Source organism: Stenotrophomonas sp. Nf1, assembly GCF_003028475.1.
Classification (GTDB): domain Bacteria; phylum Pseudomonadota; class Gammaproteobacteria; order Xanthomonadales; family Xanthomonadaceae; genus Stenotrophomonas.
Map to the genome: position 1 here is coordinate 351,448 of NZ_PYTV01000001.1, position 17,192 is coordinate 368,639.

The 17,192-nt window shown below is 67.3% G+C and carries 17 protein-coding genes and 1 tRNA gene; 10 read left to right on the plus strand and 8 right to left on the minus strand.

Annotated features, from left to right (window positions below; all coding sequences use genetic code 11):
* Positions 1-91: 91 nt before the first annotated feature.
* Positions 92-166: transfer RNA gene (locus C9412_RS01720), tRNA-Val, on the plus strand.
* Positions 167-250: 84 nt separating this feature from the next.
* Here the strand turns inward: C9412_RS01720 and C9412_RS01725 are convergent.
* Positions 251-814 (minus strand): hypothetical protein, encoded by a 564-nt coding sequence (locus tag C9412_RS01725; RefSeq protein ID WP_107230034.1) that lies wholly within the window; start codon positions 812-814, stop codon positions 251-253.
* Positions 815-866: 52 nt separating this feature from the next.
* Positions 867-1,274 (minus strand): hypothetical protein, encoded by a 408-nt coding sequence (locus C9412_RS01730; RefSeq protein ID WP_107230035.1) that lies wholly within the window; start codon positions 1,272-1,274, stop codon positions 867-869.
* Positions 1,275-1,836: 562 nt separating this feature from the next.
* On the opposite strand from C9412_RS01730, the gene C9412_RS01735 reads away from it, so the two are divergent.
* From C9412_RS01735 to C9412_RS01750, 4 genes are all read left to right on the plus strand, one after another.
* Positions 1,837-2,217: a tautomerase family protein gene (locus C9412_RS01735; RefSeq protein ID WP_107230036.1), complete on the plus strand. Its 381-nt coding sequence runs from the start codon at positions 1,837-1,839 to the stop codon at positions 2,215-2,217.
* Between the two features lie 191 nt (positions 2,218-2,408).
* Complete coding sequence (locus tag C9412_RS01740; RefSeq protein ID WP_107230417.1) at positions 2,409-2,795, plus strand: DUF2946 family protein; 387 nt, start codon at positions 2,409-2,411, stop codon at positions 2,793-2,795.
* Between the two features lie 129 nt (positions 2,796-2,924).
* Positions 2,925-5,063, plus strand: coding sequence for a TonB-dependent receptor (locus tag C9412_RS01745; protein WP_107230037.1), 2,139 nt, complete (start codon positions 2,925-2,927; stop codon positions 5,061-5,063).
* Between the two features lie 11 nt (positions 5,064-5,074).
* Positions 5,075-6,580 carry a PepSY domain-containing protein gene (locus C9412_RS01750; protein ID WP_107230038.1) on the plus strand — a complete coding sequence of 502 codons (1,506 nt, stop codon included), beginning with the start codon at positions 5,075-5,077 and terminating at the stop codon, positions 6,578-6,580.
* 9 nt (positions 6,581-6,589) lie between these two features.
* Here the strand turns inward: C9412_RS01750 and C9412_RS01755 are convergent, their stop codons facing one another.
* Positions 6,590-7,723, minus strand: coding sequence for an MFS transporter (locus C9412_RS01755; RefSeq protein WP_107230039.1), 1,134 nt, complete (start codon positions 7,721-7,723; stop codon positions 6,590-6,592).
* A gap of 11 nt (positions 7,724-7,734) precedes the next feature.
* On the minus strand, positions 7,735-8,511 hold the full coding sequence (locus C9412_RS01760) for a DeoR/GlpR family DNA-binding transcription regulator (RefSeq protein WP_107230040.1): 777 nt from the start codon (positions 8,509-8,511) through the stop codon (positions 7,735-7,737).
* Positions 8,512-8,661: 150 nt separating this feature from the next.
* Between C9412_RS01760 and smqnr the strand changes: the two genes are divergently transcribed.
* Complete coding sequence (gene smqnr / locus C9412_RS01765) at positions 8,662-9,309, plus strand: SmQnr family pentapeptide repeat protein (RefSeq protein ID WP_107230041.1); 648 nt, start codon at positions 8,662-8,664, stop codon at positions 9,307-9,309.
* 108 nt (positions 9,310-9,417) lie between these two features.
* On the opposite strand, the gene C9412_RS01770 is transcribed toward smqnr, so the two are convergent.
* Positions 9,418-10,092 (minus strand): class I SAM-dependent methyltransferase, encoded by a 675-nt coding sequence (locus C9412_RS01770; protein WP_107230042.1) that lies wholly within the window; start codon positions 10,090-10,092, stop codon positions 9,418-9,420.
* 87 nt (positions 10,093-10,179) lie between these two features.
* Complete coding sequence (locus tag C9412_RS01775; protein ID WP_107230418.1) at positions 10,180-10,878, minus strand: glutathione S-transferase family protein; 699 nt, start codon at positions 10,876-10,878, stop codon at positions 10,180-10,182.
* A gap of 115 nt (positions 10,879-10,993) precedes the next feature.
* On the opposite strand from C9412_RS01775, the gene C9412_RS01780 reads away from it, so the two are divergent.
* Positions 10,994-11,938: a LysR substrate-binding domain-containing protein gene (locus C9412_RS01780; protein WP_107230043.1), complete on the plus strand. Its 945-nt coding sequence runs from the start codon at positions 10,994-10,996 to the stop codon at positions 11,936-11,938.
* Here C9412_RS01780 and C9412_RS01785 read toward each other — a convergent pair.
* Positions 11,877-13,256 carry a PLP-dependent aminotransferase family protein gene (locus tag C9412_RS01785; protein ID WP_107230044.1) on the minus strand — a complete coding sequence of 460 codons (1,380 nt, stop codon included), beginning with the start codon at positions 13,254-13,256 and terminating at the stop codon, positions 11,877-11,879. The genes C9412_RS01780 and C9412_RS01785 overlap by 62 nt on opposite strands.
* A 131-nt stretch (positions 13,257-13,387) precedes the next feature.
* Here C9412_RS01785 and C9412_RS01790 point away from each other — a divergent pair, with 131 nt between their 5' ends.
* From C9412_RS01790 to C9412_RS01800, 3 genes are all read left to right on the plus strand, one after another.
* Positions 13,388-14,251: a DMT family transporter gene (locus C9412_RS01790; protein ID WP_107230045.1), complete on the plus strand. Its 864-nt coding sequence runs from the start codon at positions 13,388-13,390 to the stop codon at positions 14,249-14,251.
* A 156-nt stretch (positions 14,252-14,407) separates the two neighbouring features.
* Entirely contained in the window at positions 14,408-15,289 is an 882-nt protein-coding gene (locus tag C9412_RS01795; RefSeq protein ID WP_107230046.1) for an SDR family oxidoreductase, read from the plus strand.
* A gap of 38 nt (positions 15,290-15,327) precedes the next feature.
* Positions 15,328-16,206 carry a LysR family transcriptional regulator gene (locus tag C9412_RS01800; RefSeq protein ID WP_107230047.1) on the plus strand — a complete coding sequence of 293 codons (879 nt, stop codon included), beginning with the start codon at positions 15,328-15,330 and terminating at the stop codon, positions 16,204-16,206.
* Between the two features lie 13 nt (positions 16,207-16,219).
* Here C9412_RS01800 and C9412_RS01805 read toward each other — a convergent pair whose 3' ends face one another.
* Entirely contained in the window at positions 16,220-17,119 is a 900-nt protein-coding gene (locus C9412_RS01805) for a LysR substrate-binding domain-containing protein (RefSeq protein WP_107230419.1), read from the minus strand.
* Positions 17,120-17,192 lie beyond the last annotated feature (73 nt).

Below are 17,192 nucleotides of genomic sequence, written 5' to 3' on the forward strand. Positions count from 1 at the left end.
GCGGAACCACCGAAACACCCGTGAACACGAATGTGAAAAACTGTTGACGGCCTCTGAAAAGCCCCTATAATGAGCGGCTCAGCAACACACCGGGCGGTTAGCTCAGCGGTAGAGCATTGCCTTCACACGGCAAGGGTCACAGGTTCGATCCCTGTACCGCCCACCATGTTGCAGAACGAAAGAAGCCTCCAGCAATGGGGGCTTTTTTGTTGCCTGCGATCCAGCAGATCAGCCGAATGCGCGCACCGCCTCAACCGTGCTCCTCCAGCAGCTCGCGCGCGATCATCGCTGTAGCATCCAACAGGTCGTGGCCGCTACCGGCCTGCACCACCACCGCCAGCAGACTACGGCCGACCTCGGCATTGCCGCTGGTCAGTTCCATCTCGCCTTCAAAGCACAGATCGGCCAACCATTCATGGGCCTGCTGCAGCCCACGCTTGCGGACGCGGCGGAACTCCGCGAGCAGCTTCGCCTGTCCGGCCTCCCGCTCGCCATCGGCCAGCAGGCCGATGGCTCCGCCGTGCGCTGCGCGCCAGATGGCCGGCAGTGGGCGACCGTTCGCATCCACCACATCCGCCGAGAACTGGGCGCAGTACATTTCGTAGCGTTTGCCCGCCGTACTGCCGGGCACGATGCCGGCCTCGGCGAGCAGGCGTTCGGCTTCATCCAGTTTGCTGAACTTCAAGCGCAGCAGTGCAGGGCGGCTCAGCTGTTGTGCCAGCGCGTGCTGGTTTGCGGCAAACCATACGTTCCAACCCACGGTTGCGCGGCCTTCCAGTGCGGCCTTGAAGTACTCCAGGTGTTCGGCGTCCATTGCGGCCTCCTGCGTTCCCTGCGCGATTGTAGCGGGAGCACATCCGGGCCGGTCAGGTGTGGTCCTCGGCGAGGCAGTGATGCGCCTCGCGCACCAGTTGTCGCGCGGCCACGATCAATCCATCAGTGTGGAAGGCGCCCAACTGCTGGTCTGCGCCACCTTCGGCGCGCGCTCGATCGCCCGCCTGCAGCAGATCGAGCAATGCACTGAGCCCGGACAGCGAGCGGCGGAGCGAGGCGTGATTGCTGGCGCAAAGGGTGAGGCTGCAGCACGGTTGTCCGTCATCGCCGTCGGCCTGGTTGATGGCATTGAGGCAAGTGAAGAAGGCAGGCGACTGCACGGGCACATTCTGTTCGTGCAAGGCGCACTCGATCTCGCGTGCGAGGTCCTCGGGCACGTCGGCGGCGATGTCGCCGATCAAAGCGAATAGGCGGGGATGGACGGCGGTGCGGTTGGTCATGGCGAAACCCTCACTGGCGTGGAGCCACCTTCCAGAGTGAAGGTGGCGGACGGTGCGGGTTGGCGTGCCGGGGCAAACACAACGGAGTGAGAAATCACCCGGCGGATCGAGTGATCCCCACGCACCGCCCGCCATTGAGGGCAGTTGGTGCATTCTTGCGGCTACGCACTGCTGCGCAACCTATCCGTTCGGTTTGCTTTTTCGAGACGCCAATCCCGGCCTAGGCATCTGCCTCGGCCCGGAGATCATCGGATCGCACAATCACAGTGGTCTGTAAGGAAAGTTCTCAACTGAGTGCAGGCGCACCAAGCGTTCACCGTTCTGTGCCCTGCTGCACCCGCCCGCTGTGCAGCCCATCACTGATGGCGCATATCGCCGCCCATGCCGACCGTGCATATGACGACTCCTGTGCGGCGCCGCCATGTCAATCGCGTCACCCAGCGCGCGCGGGCGGGAATGTGCCACGGGTGAAGGCAGAGGGTTCCATCCCTGCGCTGTCCCACCGCCCCGGGCAGGCGTAGTCTCAGCCCATTGCCGTGCCCATCCACGCTGGAGCCCCGCCATGCCGCTCGCCCGCATCGATCTTCGCAAAGGAAAATCCGCCGACTACCTGCAACGTGTCGGTGAAACCATCTACCAGGCCATGCGCGCGGTGGGCGTGCCGGAAAACGACCGCTTCCAGATCTTCCAGGAACACGCGCCCGGCACGCTGATCTACGACCCCGGCTACCTGGGCGTGGACCGCACCGACGACTTCATCTGCATTCAGATCACCTGGAACGAAGGGCGCACGCTGGAGCAGAAGAAGGCGTTGTACGCCGGCATCGCCGATGGACTGCACGCGGCGGTGGGTATCCGCCGCGAAGACGTGTTCATCAATCTGGTGGAGGTGAAGAAGGAGAACTGGTCGTTTGGTAATGGCGTGGCGCAGTACGTGAGTTGATGGGCGAAAAGCATCCACGCATGGCGTGGATCTACTGAATGGACGGCGTGCGCGGGGGAGGGCAGGCCTGCGTCACCGTGTCGCAGGGGGTAAACCCTGAACGGGGTCCAAGGTTGGCTGCGGGCCCGTAGAATGGCCGCGTGCGTCATTCTGTCCTCCACCGCCGATTCCAGGCCCTGGCTTGGCTTGCCCTGCTGCTGGTGCTGCTCGCCCCGCTGGTGAGCCGCTGGCTGGCGCACGGGCACGTGGCCGCGGCGGTGCCGGTGGCGGCGATGGATCATTCCCTGCATGCACAGCACGCGATGGAAGGCCATCACGACCACCACGCGATGGCGATGCCGCACGGCGAATCGACGCCTAAGCCGCCTGCCGATCCCCATGCCGATCATGAGATGGGTGTGGATTGCGATTACTGCCTGATCGCAGCGCGGTTGATCACGCTGTTGGTAGCGGCATTGTTGCTGCTGGTGCCGATGGCCGCGGTGTGCCGCGCGCTGCGCGGTGCGGTGCGCACGTTGCCACAACGCGTTAGTGGCACATTGGGAGCGCGTGGGCCGCCCGCCTTGATGGCCGTCTGAGACCTGCGCGTACGCCGTTGGATTGATGCTTCCGAGCTGCCAGGCATGGCCTGGCACTACTGCGTGCGCGTTTCCCGAACTCCTTGAGTTGCCCTGCTTCTGCGGGGTGGCCTTGCATGCCGTGAAACAATGAAAACGAACCCCAACTCCGCGCGCCTGCGCCGGGCGGCGCTGTCTGTCGCCTGCGCGCTGCTGCTGCACTCCACTTCTGCCCTTGCTGCCGACGCGGCACCACCGACCACGCTGGATACCGTACGCGTGATCGATACCCGCAGCGGCGAGCTGTCAGCCACCGCCAGCGCCGGCTCTGCGTTGGGCCTGAGCGTGCTGCAGACGCCGGCCAGCCTGACGGTGATTTCGCGCGAACAGCTTGAGCAGCGCGGCGACAGCAACCTCAACGATGCGATCAGCCGGGCCGGTGCGATCAGTGCCATGCCGCACCCGGGCAACGGCCTGAGTGCGCTGTCCAGCCGTGGCTTCACCGATGGCGCTTCGGTGATGCGCCTGTACGACGGGCTGCGCCAGTACGGCGGCGTGGGCATCACCTTCCCCTTCGATCCCTGGTCGATCGAGCGCATCGAAGTGCTGCGCGGGCCGGCCTCGGTGATCCACGGCGATGGTGCGATCGGCGGGGTGATCAACATCGTGCCGAAGAAGCCCTCGCGCGGTGTCATCGACAACGAGATCAGCGTGACGGTGGGCAGTGAGGACACCGCGCGCCTGGGCTTCGGCAGTGGTGGCGCGCTGACGCCGGAGCTGGCCTATCGGTTGGACGTGAGTGGCAACTACAGCGGTGGCTGGGTGGACCGTGGCCGCAACAGCGATGCCACCTTCTCCGGCGCGCTGCTGTGGCAGCCGCGTACCGACCTGCAGCTGACCCTGACCCATGCGCAGGGCCATCAGAAGCCGATGCGCTACTTCGGCACGCCGCTGGTGGACGGACGCCAGCTGGACGCGCTGCGCCACCGCAACTACAACGTGGAAGACAGTGATATCCGCTTCCGTGACCGCTGGACCCAGCTCGATGCGCTGTGGACGCCTAACGCGAAGGTGGAATGGCGCACGCGCGTCTACCAGATCGACAGCCAGCGCGATTGGCGCAACGCCGAAGCCTATGTCTACAACCCGCGCACCGGGCTGGTTGACCGCTCGGGCAACACCCAGATCACCCACAACCAGGACCAGACCGGGCTGACCTCGACGCTGCGTGTGCAAGGGAATATGGGCGGCCTGGCCAACAATTTCGCGGTGGGTCTGGACGCAAACCGTGCGCACTTCAAGCACACCAACAACACCTATGCGGGCAGCTCCGGCCCGGTCGATCCGTTCCATCCGGTGCCGGGTCAGTTCGCCAGCGATGCGCCGAATCTGCCGCGCTACCGCAACGGTGCCGAGCAGTACGCGCTGTTCGTGGAAGACCATCTGACGCTGAGCGAGCGTTGGTCGGTGCTGGGCGGCCTGCGCCATGACCGCGCGCGCATCGATCGCACCGATCTGATCAGCGGCCAGAACGCGTTCTCGAAGACCTACAACAGCACCGGCTGGCGCGCCGGCACGGTATTTGCGCTGCAGCCGACGCTGAGCCTGTACGCGCAGTATTCGCAGGCGGCCGACCCGGTCAGTGGCCTGCTGATGATCAGCCCGGCCAACGGTGCCTTCGACCTGGCCAAGGGCCGACAGATTGAGGTGGGCCTGAAGCAGGCCTTCGACGGTGGCGAGTGGACACTGGCGGCGTACCGGATCCGCAAGACCGGGCTGCTCAGCCGCGACCCGCTGCTGCCCGATCGCCGGGTGCAGGTAGGGTCGCAGACCTCGCGCGGCATTGAAGCCTCGTTGAACTGGGCCTTCGCGCCGCGCTGGTCGCTCGATGCCAACGCCACGCTGCTGAAGGCCGAGTTCGAGGACTTCCTGGAAACCACCGGTTCGCCGGCGATAGTGGTGTCGCGCGATGGCAACGTGCCGCCGAACGTGGCCGAGCGGCTGGCCAATGTGTGGCTGAGCTGGCAGTTCCTGCCCGACTGGACCGTGGCCGGTGGCGCGCGTTACGTCGGCAAGCGCTACGCCGACAACGCCAACACCCTGCAGCTGCCGGGCTACAGCACCACCGACCTGGCGCTGAGCTGGCAGGCGGCACCGCGCACGCGGGTGAGCGCGCGCCTGTTCAACGTGTTCGACAAGGCGTACTACGCGACGGCCTACTACACCAGCACACAGTGGCTGCTGGGCGCGGACCGCCGCGTCGAGTTCACGCTCGACCACCGCTTCTGAGGGCGCCGGCCATGTCGTTGCGATCCACTGCCAAGCGCTGGACCTACCTGGTGCACCGTTGGCTGGGCATCGGCGGATGCCTGCTGATGCTGCTGTGGTTTGTCAGCGGCATGGTGATGCTGTTCGTGGGCTACCCGAAGCTGACGCCGGGCGAGCGGCTGGCGGCGTTGCCGGTGCTGGGCGATGCGCACGGGCTGCTTGGCTTGTCGGCGTTACCGGCAGCAGTACAGGCGGAGCCGGAAAGCGTGGCGCTGACCACGCTGCGCGGTGAGCCTGCCTACGTGGTGCGTAGTGGCAACCACGTGGGAGCGTGGTCGGCGCACACCGGGCAGGCTTTGCTGCCGGTCTCGGCACAGCGCGCCGAAGCCTCGGCGGCGCAGTTTGCCGGCGGGCCAGCCTTCGTCGGTGCGATGCGCGTGGATGAGGACCGCTGGACCCATTCGCGTGCGCTGGACGCGCATCGGCCGCTGTACCGGGTGGAGGTGGGCGGTGCGCAGCCGGGTGACCTGTATGTGTCTTCGCGCACCGGTGAGGTGGTGCTGGATGCACCGCATGTGCAGCAGCGCTGGAACTATGTGGGGGCGTGGCTGCACTGGCTGTACTTCCTGCGCATGCAGTCGGTGGACCCGGTGTGGACGTGGGCGGTGATCGTGCTGTCCTCGCTGTGCACGCTGGCGGCGGTCAGCGGCATCGTGGTGGGGGTGTGGCGCTGGCGCTTCGCTGGCCACTATCGTTCCGGTGCGAAAACGCCGTACGTCGAGCCGTGGATGCGCTGGCATCATCTGATCGGCCTGATGGCTGCGGCGTTTGTGTTCACCTGGATCTTCAGTGGCCTGATGTCGATGAATCCACTGGGCGTGTTCAGCAGTACGCGCGGGGCGATCGACACGGCGCAGTATCGCGGCGATGCGGTGGCGGTGAATGGCGCTCTGGGCGAACCGGCAGCGCTGCTGGCTGCGGCCCATGATGGGCCGTTCATGCCGGTGGAGATCCAGTGGCGGCGCATCGGCGGTGAGCTGTTCGCGCTGCTGCTGGACGGGCAAGGCGATACGCGCATCGTGGCCGCGGGCGAAGGGCATCTTCGGGTGATGCAGTGGCTGCCGCTGGCATGGCTGCAGCAGAAGGCGCAGGCGATGTCCGCCGCGCCGATGCGCCGGTTCGCGCTGCTGCCTGCAGCCGATGCCTATTTCTATCCACGTGCGCCGGAGGCGATGAACGGTGCGGCGGTGCGCCGCTTCCCGGTGGCGGTGGCGGACTTCGGTGATGCCGAAGCAACGCGCGTCTACGTCGACCTGGCCAGCGGTGACCCACTGCTGACGTTGGGGCATCGTGAGCGGGTTGGGCGCTGGCTGTTCTACTTCCTGCACAGCTGGGACCTGCCGGCGATGCTGCGGCAGGAGACGGCGCGGTTGGGCGTGCTGCTGCTGTTGAGCACGGCCGGCACCGCGCTGTGCGCGACCGCCACGGTGATCGGTTACCGCCGGGTGCGGATGAAGCTGCGGCGCCGGCGTCGTTGATGCCGCGCGCTACACCCGCAGCCAGCGCGTGGACACCGCCACCAGCAGCAGTGCGATGGCCACACCGATGAATGCAGCGATCAGGCCGAAGTGGTTGGCGGCAAAGCCGATGAGTGCCGGGCCGGCAAGAATGCCGGCAAAGCCCAGCGTGGAGACGGCGGTGATCGCCAGTGCGCCGGGCATGCGGGTCTGGTGGCCCGCCAGCGAGAACAGCGCCGGCGCGATGTTGGCGCAGCCAAGGCCGACCAGCACATAACCGGCCAGTGAAGCCTGCCAGGGCGTGACCAGCGTGAGCACCAGCACGCCGCTGGCAGCGAGCAGGCCGCCGAACACGATGGCGCGTTCGCGTCCCACCCGCGCCACCAGTGCATCGCCGAACAGGCGCGCGACGGTCATGGTCAGGGTGAAGGTCACATAGCCGATGCCGGCCAGGCTGGCATCGACGCGGCGCACATCGCTGAGGAACACCGCGCTCCAGTCCAGCATCGCGCCTTCGCCGAGGAAGGCCACGAACGCAAGCACGCCGATGAACAGCACGATGCCATGGGGCATCGCCAGCATCGGGGTGTCGTGGGGCATGCGTTCGCTGTGCCAGTACGACGCCGACGCCAGCATCGCCAGCAGCATTGCGGCCACACCGATCAGCACCGACGCCAGCGGTGGCAGCTGCGCGGAGAGCAGCAGGGTCATCATCGCTGCACCGAGGAAGCCGCCGATGCTGAAGAAGGCGTGGAAGCCGGACATCATCACGCGCCGTGCCTCGCGCTCGACGATCACCGCCTGTACGTTCATGGTGCAGTCCATCGCGCCCACGGCAGCACCGAACACGAACAGCACCAGGCCCAGCAGCCACGCCGAATCGGCCAGTGCCAGCCCGGGCACGGTCAGGCAGATCAGCAGGCTGCTGGCCACCATCACCCGGCGGCAGCCCAGGCGCGCGGCCAGCACGCCGGACAGCGGCATCGCCAGCAGCGAACCGGCACCGAGACAGAGCAGCACCAGGCCCAATGTGGCGTCGTTGATCTCCGTACGTGCCTTGGCGAAGGGGACCAGCGTGGCCCACAGCGCGGTGGCGAAGCCGGGAATGAAGAAAGCAGCGCGGGTCGCGTGCTGTTCGGCACGCGCGCGGTTGGCCAGGGACATGAGCGGTACGGTCAGGGGGGAGTGGGGTGCACCGCGATGCCGGCGGCGCGGAAGCGCGCGGCCAAGGCCGGCGGTGCGCTGGTGGTGAGCACCAGGTCGTCGATTTCGTCCAGGCTGGCAATCTGCCAGTGGCCACGGGCGCCGAGCTTTTCGGTGATGGCGGCGACGATGACACGGCTGCTGCAGGCCACCATGGCACGCTTCAATGTGGCTTCTTCGGCATCCATCGCCCACACACCGGTGTCGCCGTCCACCGCGCACGGGCCGGGCAGGTACACGTCGGCACGCAGGCGCTGCACCTGGGCCAGTGCTTCGGCGCCGACTGCACCGCCACCGCTGGCCAGGCGGCCGCCGATCAGCTGCACCGACGTGCCTTCATGCAGGCTGGCGGCGGTGGCGATCTGCGGCGCGTTGGTGATCACCGTCAGTGCCAGTTCGGGCGGCAACTGCTGGGCGATGGCCAGGTTGGTCGAACCGGCATCGAGCAGCACCACCTGGCCAGGTTGCAGCAGGGCACAGACGCGCGCGGCCAGTTCGGCCTTGTCGCCACGGTCGCGGGTCAGCCGCTCGCGCAGCGGGCGTTCCTTCGGTGGCGGCAGCACGGCGCCACCGTAGACGCGCTGGCACAGGCCCTGGGCGGCCAGTTCGCGCAGGTCGCGGCGGATCGAATCTTCGGAGACGGCATAACGACGCGCCAGCTCGGCGGCCACCACGCGGCCCTGCTGGCGCAGTTCCTCGAGGATCAGCCGGGTGCGCTCGGCGGGGAGGGAATTGGGTTCGGAGCTCATGGTGCGAGTGTGCATGTTCGTGCATGAACGTGCAACAACGGGCATTGAGCGATGGCGCGGTCGATGAGCGGGTGAATCCGTGCCGGCGTAGGGCTTTGGAATGCGGCAGTGGCCCGGCATCATGGCTGCGCTTCTGGCATGGAATCCCTGATGTCCTCCACCGTTCACCGCAGGCTGCGCATCGGCGCGGACCAGTACACCGGCCAGAAAGTGGTCGACCAGCAGTTCCACGAATGCGATTTTTCCGGCGCCGACCTGACCGGCACCGAGTTCATCAACTGCAGCTTCTACGATGCTGACAGTCGCCTGGGGTGTCGCTTCAACGGCGCCACGCTGAAGGAAGCCAGCTTCCGCAGCTGCGACCTCAGCCTGTGCCATTTCAACTTCATCAAGGCGCTCGGCCTGGAGATCAGCGAGTGCCGCGCGCAGGGTGCGGACTTCAGCAACGCCAGCTTCATGAACCAGATCACCACGCGCAGCTGGTTCTGCAGTGCGTTCATCAAGAAATCGAACCTGCGCTATGCCAATTTTTCGCGGGTGACGCTGGAAAAGTGCGAGCTGTGGGAGAACTGCTGGGACGGTGCGAATGTGAGCGGTGCCAGCTTCGCCGGCTCGGACCTGTCCGGTGGCCAGTTCGAGGGCATCGACTGGAACAGCGCCAACTTCGCCGACTGCGATCTGACCAACTCGGAGCTGGGCGAGCTGGACCTGCGCAGCACCAACCTGCGCGGCGCCACGCTGGATGTGCAGCAGGTGGCGCTGTTGATGCAGCGCATCGGCATCACCGTGGTGCCCTGAGCGTACCCGTAGCGTCGAGCTTGCTCGACGTCTCTTCAGCCTTCGTAGCGTCGAGCTTGCTCGACGGCCGACGCCGCATCCAGACCTGGCCTCGGCTGCACCAAGGCGTCAAGCCGCATAGGCCACCCAACCCCTGAAGCTGAAACCTGCATAGAACAGCTCTACGCCCTCAAAGCCGGCCTCCTGCAGCAGCGCGACCTCCTGCTCGGGTGCCAGCAACGGCAGCCGCTCGGCGATGGCCTCGATCGCGCGCTGCGCATCGGCGCGTGCCACGCCGGACGCTTCGGCGAAGGCTGCGTAGCGCTGCAACCAGCGCCGCTTGCCGGCCGGATCCTGCGGCACGCTGTGGTGGGCCACCACCAGTGGCGCGCCGCGTTGCAGGCGCCTGTGCAGTTCACGCAGTGTGTGCAGGCGCTGCGCGGCATCGAGGAAATGCAGGGTCAGCAGGCAGCTGGCACCGTCGAAGCGCATGTCCGGGGCATCGTCGATATAGCCTTCCAGCAGCTGCACACGCGATATCAACGGGCCCAAAGTCTGCTCGGCCAGGGCCAGCATCGGCGCGGCCGGGTCGACCCCCAGCAGCTGCCAACCCGGTTGCGCCTCGGCAAAGGCCTTCAGCTCCAGCCCGCCACCGGCGCCGAGCACCAGCACGCGGCCCTGTGCTGGAACCCGTTCGGCCAGCAGCAACTGGCTCATCTGCTGCAGGGCCAGGAAGCCCGGCACCTGGCGCAGTGGGCCTTCGGCGTAGCGGGCTACCGCCTGCGGATCGGAGAACGTGGACATGCGCGGTTTCCTGCAACGGGCGACATACCACTGTAGCGCGGCGCGCAAGGGGCATTGCGCGCCGCTGCCGCACAGGCAGGTGAGCGCTCAGGCCGCTTCCGCTTCCAGCACATCCTGCAGCCGCAGCTCGCCAAGGAAACCGCCGCTGCTGGTTGCCGTCCGCTGCGCCTCGATGGCGTGCGCGAACTGCACACCGGCATCGTCCTGGAGTCGTTCGAACAGCTGCTGCAGCTTCGGGAAGTCGCGGCGGTCGACCACCTGGTGGTAGTCGTTCCAGCGGGCGATGCCGGCGAAGTAGGCGTCGGCCAGGCTGCGCTGTCCGCCCAGCAGCCAAGGGCCGTTGCCGATCATCTGCTCAAGCGCCTGATGCACGTGGCGTACTTTTTCCGTGCCGTAGCGGCGCAGGGCTTCGCCGTCGGCACCTTCGGCATGTTCCAGCGCGTGCCAGAGCGGGGCATAGGCACCAAAGAAGCTGGTGTTGAGGTAGGCCAGCGCCTGGTTGAGGCGGTCGAAGCCGGGCGTGCCCTGCGCGAAGCCCCAGCCCTGGGCGATGCCGCGCGCGGCCAGATGGTTGAGGATGGCCAGGCTTTCGCTGATCAGTTCACCGTTGGCGGTGCGCAGGGTGGGCGTTTCTCCCAGCGGATTGAGGCGGCGATAGTCTTCGCCCTGTACCTGGCCGGGCATGTCGATGCGGCACAGCTGGTAGGGCTGACGCAGCCATTCCAGGGCAACGATGGAGCCGAACGAGCAGCCCGAGGGCACGCCGTAGAAGAGGATCGGGGTCATGGCAGGTTTCCGGTTGAAGCCGCGGTGCGGCGGGTAGGGAAAGCGTGCCTGCATGGACATTGCGGCAGAAGCCATTCAAATGGCATCCTGAAGTCCACGCCTATGGACGTTGCGCATGCTCAACCTCAACGACCTGGCCCTGTTCGTCACTGCGGTGGAGCAGGGCGGCTTTGCTGCCGGCGGCCGTCATCTGGGCCTGCCGCGCTCGACCCTGAGCAAGCGTGTGGCATTGCTGGAGGAGCATCTGCAGGTGCGCCTGTTGCAGCGCAGTTCGCGCCGCTTCGCGCTGACCGAGGTCGGTCAGGAGTTCTTCGAGCGCGCACGCGCGGCGTTGTCCGAGGTTGAGGCTGCCGAGGCCATCGTCCGCGACCGCCAGGCCGAACCCAGCGGCACCGTGCGCATCAGTGCTTCGATTCCGGTGGTGCAGGGCGAGCTCGCCGCATGCCTGCCCGCGTTGGCCCGGCGCTATCCGCGGCTGCGCATCGAAGTTGAAGTGAGTGATCGTTTCATCGATCTGGCGCAGGAAGGCATCGACATCGCCCTGCGCAGCCACTTCGGCCCCTTGCCGGATTCGGGGTTGGTGCAGCGCGCGCTGGGCAGCGAACGCATTGTGCTGGTGGCGGCGCCCGCATACCTGGCCGCCGCGTCTGCGCTGGATGCGCCGGAGCAGCTGCGCGGGCATGCCGGGCTGCTGACCGCGCGCCACGCAACGCGCTGGACACTGCACGGGCCGGCCGCGCGCAGCGTGCAGGTGGAACCGAAGGTGGCGATGGTCGGCAACGAATCGCAGCTGCTGATCGCGGCGGCCGAAGCCGGTCTGGGCATCACCGTGCTACCGCACAGCCTGTGTGCGGCGGCCATTGCCGCCGGCCGCCTGCAGCAGGTATTGCCGCAGTGGCATGCCGGAGAGGTGACCACCAGCGTGCTGCTGCCGCATCGTCGCGGCCAGCTGCCGGGCGTGCGCGTGGTGGTGGACGCGCTGGTGGCGCATTACCAGCTCAGCGCAGCGCCTGCGCCAGCACTTGCCAGATCCGTGGGTCCTGGCACTGCGAAACGTTGAAGCGCAGATAGTCGGCCGCGCGCTGCGACTGGCTGAAGGCATTGCCCGGCGCCAGCACGATGCCCTCGCGCAGGCACTGCCGCGCCAGCGCAGCGGCATCGCGGCCATCGGGCAGCTGGCACCACAGGAACAGGCCGGCTTCCGGTTGCAGCCACGCGGTGATGCCCAGCGCGTGCAGTTTCCGCAATGTGTGCCGGCGCGCATCGGCCAGGCGCGAGCGCACCGACTGCATGTGGCGGCGATAGCCGCTGTCGGTCAATGCGATGTGCATCAGCTGCGCGATCAGGTGGCCACCGCCGAAGCTGGTGGCCAGCTTCAGATCGGTCAGCGCCTCGATCCACTCCGGGCGCGCGGCGATGTAACCGCAGCGCGAGGCGGCCGACAACGTCTTGGAGAAACTGCCGACATGGATCACCCGCGACAGGCCATCGAGCGCGGCCAGCCGCGGCGCAGGGTGCAGCTCGAAGTCGGCGAAGATGTCGTCTTCGATGATGATCAGTTCGCTGCGTTCGGCCAGCCCCAACAACCGATGCGCGGTGCTGGCCGAGAGGATCGCGCCGGTCGGGTTGTGCAGGCCGGAATTGGTGATGTACAGCCGCGGCGCGTGCGCCTGCAGGGCCTGCGCGAACGCGTCCAGATCCGGGCCGGTGTGCGTGTACGGCACACCCACCGCCTGTACCTGGTGCGCCTTCAGCAGGGCGTGGTAGTTGAAGTAGCTGGGGTCATCAACCAGCACGCAGTCGCCGGGCTTGAGCAGGAAACGGCAGATCAGGTCGACGGCATGGGTGCCCGATTCGGTGAGCAGGATCTGCTCCATCGGCGCGTCGATGCCCAGCACGGCCGCACGCCGCTGCAACAGCTGGCGCAGGGCGGGCAGCCCGAGCGGTCCGGCGTAGTCGACCAGCTGCGGTGCATCGACGCGCGCCAGCCGGCGCAGGCCGCGACGCATGCCATCGTGGTACAGCCAGGTGCTGGGCATCCAGCCACAGCCGGGCTTGAGGTGGCCGGCGGGTGTTTCCAGCGATTGTCGTGACACCCACAGCGGATCGACTGCACGGTCCAGCCGCGGTTCCATCTCGGCCAGGGCCAACGGCGCCACCGGGCCGCTGACGTAGAAGCCGGACCCGGCGCGGGCGGCAATCACGCCTTCCGCTGCCAGGCGCTCGTAGGCCTCGACCACGGTGGACACCGACACCCCCATCGCCGCCGCCTGCGCGCGCACCGAGGGCAGGCGCGAGCCCGGCCCGTCCACACGTGCGCTGATGCGGCTGCGGACCGTGTGGATGACCGATTCAATGCGGGTAAGGGGGCGGTTCATAGCGGGACTGTAGTGGAAGTGTGAGCAGTACAGTTTCTTGAAACTGTACTGGATTGTAGCTGGGGAGACGCGGCGGTCGATGCTTCCATGGACGTCCACCGGGCATCGCCCGGCATTGCGGGAGCACAGGTGTGGAACGGTCGGCGAGTGGGTGGGTCAATGGCTTCATTGGTGTGGTGATTTTTGCCGGCTCGCTACCGGCCACCCGACTGGCGGTGTTGCAGCTGGATGCCGGATTCGTCACCGCCGCGCGCGCCAGCATCGCCGCCGTGCTCGGGCTGGGACTGTTGCTGCTGCTGCGCCAGCCCTGGCCCCGGCGCGCAGACCTGCCCGGGCTGGCGGTGGTCAGCCTGGGCGTGGTGGTGGGCTTTCCGCTGTTGACCGCGCTGGCCCTGCGCCATGCGTCCTCGGCGCACACGATCGTGTTCCTCGGCCTGCTGCCGTTGAGCACGGCCTTGTTCGGCGTGCTGCGGGGCGGTGATCGTCCGCGCCCGGCGTTCTGGCTGTTCTCGCTGCTGGGCAGTGCCTGCGTGGTCGGCTACGCGGCCCGCAACGGTATCGAGGCCTCGCTGCAGGCCGACCTGCTGATGCTGGCGGCGATCGTGGTGTGCGGGCTGGGCTATGCGGAGGGCGGCCGGCTTGCGCGTCATCTCGGTGGCTGGCAGGTGATCAGCTGGGCGCTGTTGCTGGCGTTGCCGGTGATGTTGCCGCTGACGGTGCTGATGCGCCCGGTCTCGTTTGCTGCGGTGGACGCCTCGGCATGGTGCGCGCTGGGTTACGTGGCGGTGTTCAGCATGCTGCTTGGGTTCCTGTTCTGGTACCGCGGCCTGGCACAAGGCGGCATCGCGGCCGTCGGCCAGTTGCAGCTGCTGCAACCGTTCTTCGGCCTGGCGCTGGCTGCACTGCTGCTGCACGAGTCGGTCAGCCTGGGCATGGTGCTGGTGACGCTGGCCGCGGTGATCTGCGTGGCCGGCGCCCGCCGCTTCAGCCGCTGAAAAAAGGGGACGGAGGGGATTAAGTCGTTTCTGGCACTTCGTGGGCGATTGCGACTTAATCCCCTCCGTCCCCTTTTCTGGCGATAGCGTGGGCGTATCGTGGTGGGTGGCCAACGGTATTGGCCAGCGCCGTCGCTCCTGGTTGAAGCTGGGCGGATGCAGCCGATTTCCCCTATTTCCTTTGAGGGCCAGGTGGGCCTGGTGACCGGTGCCGCCGGTGGGCTGGGCCTGGCCTACAGCCGCCTGCTGGCCCAGCGCGGTGCGCACGTGGTGATGCATGACGTGGGTGCGGGTACCGATGGCCGTGGTCGCGACCCGCAGCACATCCTGCACAGTGTCGAGACGCTGCGGGCGCAGGGCCTGTCGGTGCAGGGCGCAAGCGGACCGATCGACGATCGCGCCAGTTGCCACGCTGTCCTGCATTCGTTGTTGCAGCAGCATGGCCGCATCGACTTCCTGATCCACAACGCCGGATGGGTGGAGTACCAGGCGCTGGAAGCCATCGAGGACGAGGCATTGGAGCGGATGCTGTGCCTGGCGGCGAAGACGCCGCTGTGGCTGGCGCAGGCGGCATGGCCGGCCATGCGCGATGCCGGGGGAGGGCGGATCGTCATCACCACCTCCGATCGCGCGCTGTATCCGCAGTACGCACAGCGTGGGCTGTCCGCCTATGCGATGGGCAAGCTGGCCGCGCTCGGGCTGGTCAATGTGCTGGCACTGGAAGGGGCCGCACACGGCATCGTGGTCAACGCGGTGTCGCCGGTGGCCAAGACGCGCATGTGGGGCATCGACGGTGAGCCGGATGAACTGCATCCGGAGGCGGTCGCACATGGCGTGGCCTACCTCGCCTCGCCGCGCTGCCAGCAGGGCGGGTGGGCGCTGCGCGCGAGCAACGGGCAGTTCCACGCGTTGCGCCTGCAGGAGGCCGAGCATGTGGCCTACCCACGTGATCTGCGCGCGATCAGTGCCGACAGCATCGAAGCGGTGGCGTTGCAGTGGCCGGCCATCGCCCGCGCGAGCGTGGACGTGCGCAGCTGAGGGCGTAGGCTAGGCAGGTTTCCATTGCCTGCATCCAGATGATCGACCTGCGCCTGCTCCGTCAGTTCGTGGCCGTGGCCGAAGAACTGCACTTCCACCGCGCTGCGGCCCGCCTGCACATGTCACAGCCGCCGCTGACCGCGGCGATCCGGCGTCTGGAAGACGTATTGGGCAGCGAGCTGATCGTGCGCGGCAACCGCACCCTGGGCCTGACCGCGGCCGGGCAGACCTTGCTGGTGGAAGCGCGGGCCACCCTGCAGCAGGCCGAGCAGGCGCTGCAGCGCACCCGTGAGGCTGCAGCGGGGCACTGTGGCAGCCTGCGCGTGGGGTACGTGGGCAGCGCACTGTATGGACGCCTGCCGGGATTGATCCGCCGCTTTCGCCAGCAGTATCCGCAGGTGCAGCTGCATCTGCACGAAGCCACCTCGCGCCAGCAGCAGCAATGGCTGCGGGAGCAGCGCATCGACGTCGGCGTGCTGATTCCACCGATTCCGGCCGCCGAGCTGCTGCTGCACGACTTCGATCACGACCGCCTGGCGATTGCGCTGCCGCGTGCACATGCACTGGCCGACGCAGCGCAGGTCCGTGTGGCGATGCTGGCCGACGAACCGTTCGTATCGTGGCCAGCGGGCGAAGGCATCGGTTTTCATGCGCAGGTGCTGGGCCTGTGCACCGCCGCAGGCTTCACTCCGCACGTGGTGCAGGAAACACAGGGCATGCACGCGGTGCTGTCGCTGGTGGCGGTGGAAGCCGGGGTGGCGATCGTGCCGGCCAGCATGGCCAGCTTCCGTCCGGAAGAAATCGTCTATCGCGAGCTGGAAGGCGATGCAGCGCGCTTCGCCCTGCAGTTCTGCGTGCGCCCGCAACAGCCCTCGCCGGTGCTGGGCAATTTTCTGCAGGCGGCGACCAGTGGCTGATACGGCGGGTCAGCTAACCCTTGTCACTGCGGAACAGATGCGCAGCGGCATAGTCGATGAACACCCGCAGCCGTGCACTGGGGTGGCGCCCACCAGGCCATAGCAACGAGAACTGCCCTTCGTAGGTGGGCAGCGCGGGCAGCACCCGTTGCAGGCGGCCGTCGGCCAGTGCGTCGGCGGCCAGGAAGTCGGGCATCCAGCCCAGGCCCATGCCACCGATGGCGGCGGCCAGCAGGGCTTCCATGTTGTTGCAGGTCATCGCCGTTGGAAGGTGCGCTCCGGCGTCACCTTCAATCCCCGGCAGCCGCCACGGATGCAGCTTTCCGGTGGTCGGGTAACGGAAGCGCAGTGCTGCATGCATGCGCAGGTCGCCCACGTCGGCCGGCGTGCCGTGCGCCTGCAGATAGCCGGGCGCGGCACAGAGCATGAAACGAAAGCCACCCAGCCGGCGTGCGGTCAAGCTGGAGTCGGCCAGTTCACCGCTGCGTATCACCGCGTCGAGGCCTTCGCTGACCACATCGACGATGCGGTCGTTGAAATCCAGTTCCAGCTGTACCTGCGGGTAGCGCTGCTGGAAGCCGGGCAGCACCGGCAGCAGGAACCGGTAGCCGATGGTGGGCAGGCCGATGCGCAGCAGGCCGCTGGGTGCGTGCTGGCGTTGCGCCAGATCCGCCTGTGCCTCGGAAAGCTCGTCCAGTGCGCGCCGGCAGCGCTGCAGCAGCAGTTCGCCTTCGTCGGTGAGGTGCACGCGGCGGGTGGTGCGATGGAACAGCCGCGTGCCCAGGTCCTGTTCGAGGCGTGCGATGCGCTTGCCGACCGCCGAAGCCGACAGGCCGAGCACACGGGCGGCGCCGATGATGCTGCCGGCCTCGGCGGTTCGGACGAAGGCGAGCAGGGCAGAGATGGAGTCCATGCAGGCATGATTGCGGAACATCTGGCCGTAATCAACGTCCATCCAGCCTGTTTTTCAGCAATAGCGGCCTGCC

Excerpts from the sequence above, each read along its gene's own strand:
- C9412_RS01725 (WP_107230034.1), bottom strand. The coding sequence starts at position 814 with ATGGACGCCGAACACCTGGAGTACTTCAAGGCCGCACTGGAAGGCCGC.
- C9412_RS01730 (WP_107230035.1), bottom strand. The coding sequence starts at position 1,274 with ATGACCAACCGCACCGCCGTCCATCCCCGCCTATTCGCTTTGATCGGC.
- C9412_RS01735 (WP_107230036.1), top strand. The coding sequence starts at position 1,837 with ATGCCGCTCGCCCGCATCGATCTTCGCAAAGGAAAATCCGCCGACTAC.
- C9412_RS01745 (WP_107230037.1), top strand. The coding sequence starts at position 2,925 with ATGAAAACGAACCCCAACTCCGCGCGCCTGCGCCGGGCGGCGCTGTCT.
- C9412_RS01750 (WP_107230038.1), top strand. The coding sequence starts at position 5,075 with ATGTCGTTGCGATCCACTGCCAAGCGCTGGACCTACCTGGTGCACCGT.
- C9412_RS01755 (WP_107230039.1), bottom strand. The coding sequence starts at position 7,723 with ATGTCCCTGGCCAACCGCGCGCGTGCCGAACAGCACGCGACCCGCGCT.
- C9412_RS01760 (WP_107230040.1), bottom strand. The coding sequence starts at position 8,511 with ATGAGCTCCGAACCCAATTCCCTCCCCGCCGAGCGCACCCGGCTGATC.
- smqnr (WP_107230041.1), top strand. The coding sequence starts at position 8,662 with ATGTCCTCCACCGTTCACCGCAGGCTGCGCATCGGCGCGGACCAGTAC.
- C9412_RS01770 (WP_107230042.1), bottom strand. The coding sequence starts at position 10,092 with ATGTCCACGTTCTCCGATCCGCAGGCGGTAGCCCGCTACGCCGAAGGC.
- C9412_RS01775 (WP_107230418.1), bottom strand. The coding sequence starts at position 10,878 with ATGACCCCGATCCTCTTCTACGGCGTGCCCTCGGGCTGCTCGTTCGGC.
- C9412_RS01780 (WP_107230043.1), top strand. The coding sequence starts at position 10,994 with ATGCTCAACCTCAACGACCTGGCCCTGTTCGTCACTGCGGTGGAGCAG.
- C9412_RS01785 (WP_107230044.1), bottom strand. The coding sequence starts at position 13,256 with ATGAACCGCCCCCTTACCCGCATTGAATCGGTCATCCACACGGTCCGC.
- C9412_RS01795 (WP_107230046.1), top strand. The coding sequence starts at position 14,408 with ATGCAGCCGATTTCCCCTATTTCCTTTGAGGGCCAGGTGGGCCTGGTG.
- C9412_RS01800 (WP_107230047.1), top strand. The coding sequence starts at position 15,328 with ATGATCGACCTGCGCCTGCTCCGTCAGTTCGTGGCCGTGGCCGAAGAA.
- C9412_RS01805 (WP_107230419.1), bottom strand. The coding sequence starts at position 17,119 with ATGGACTCCATCTCTGCCCTGCTCGCCTTCGTCCGAACCGCCGAGGCC.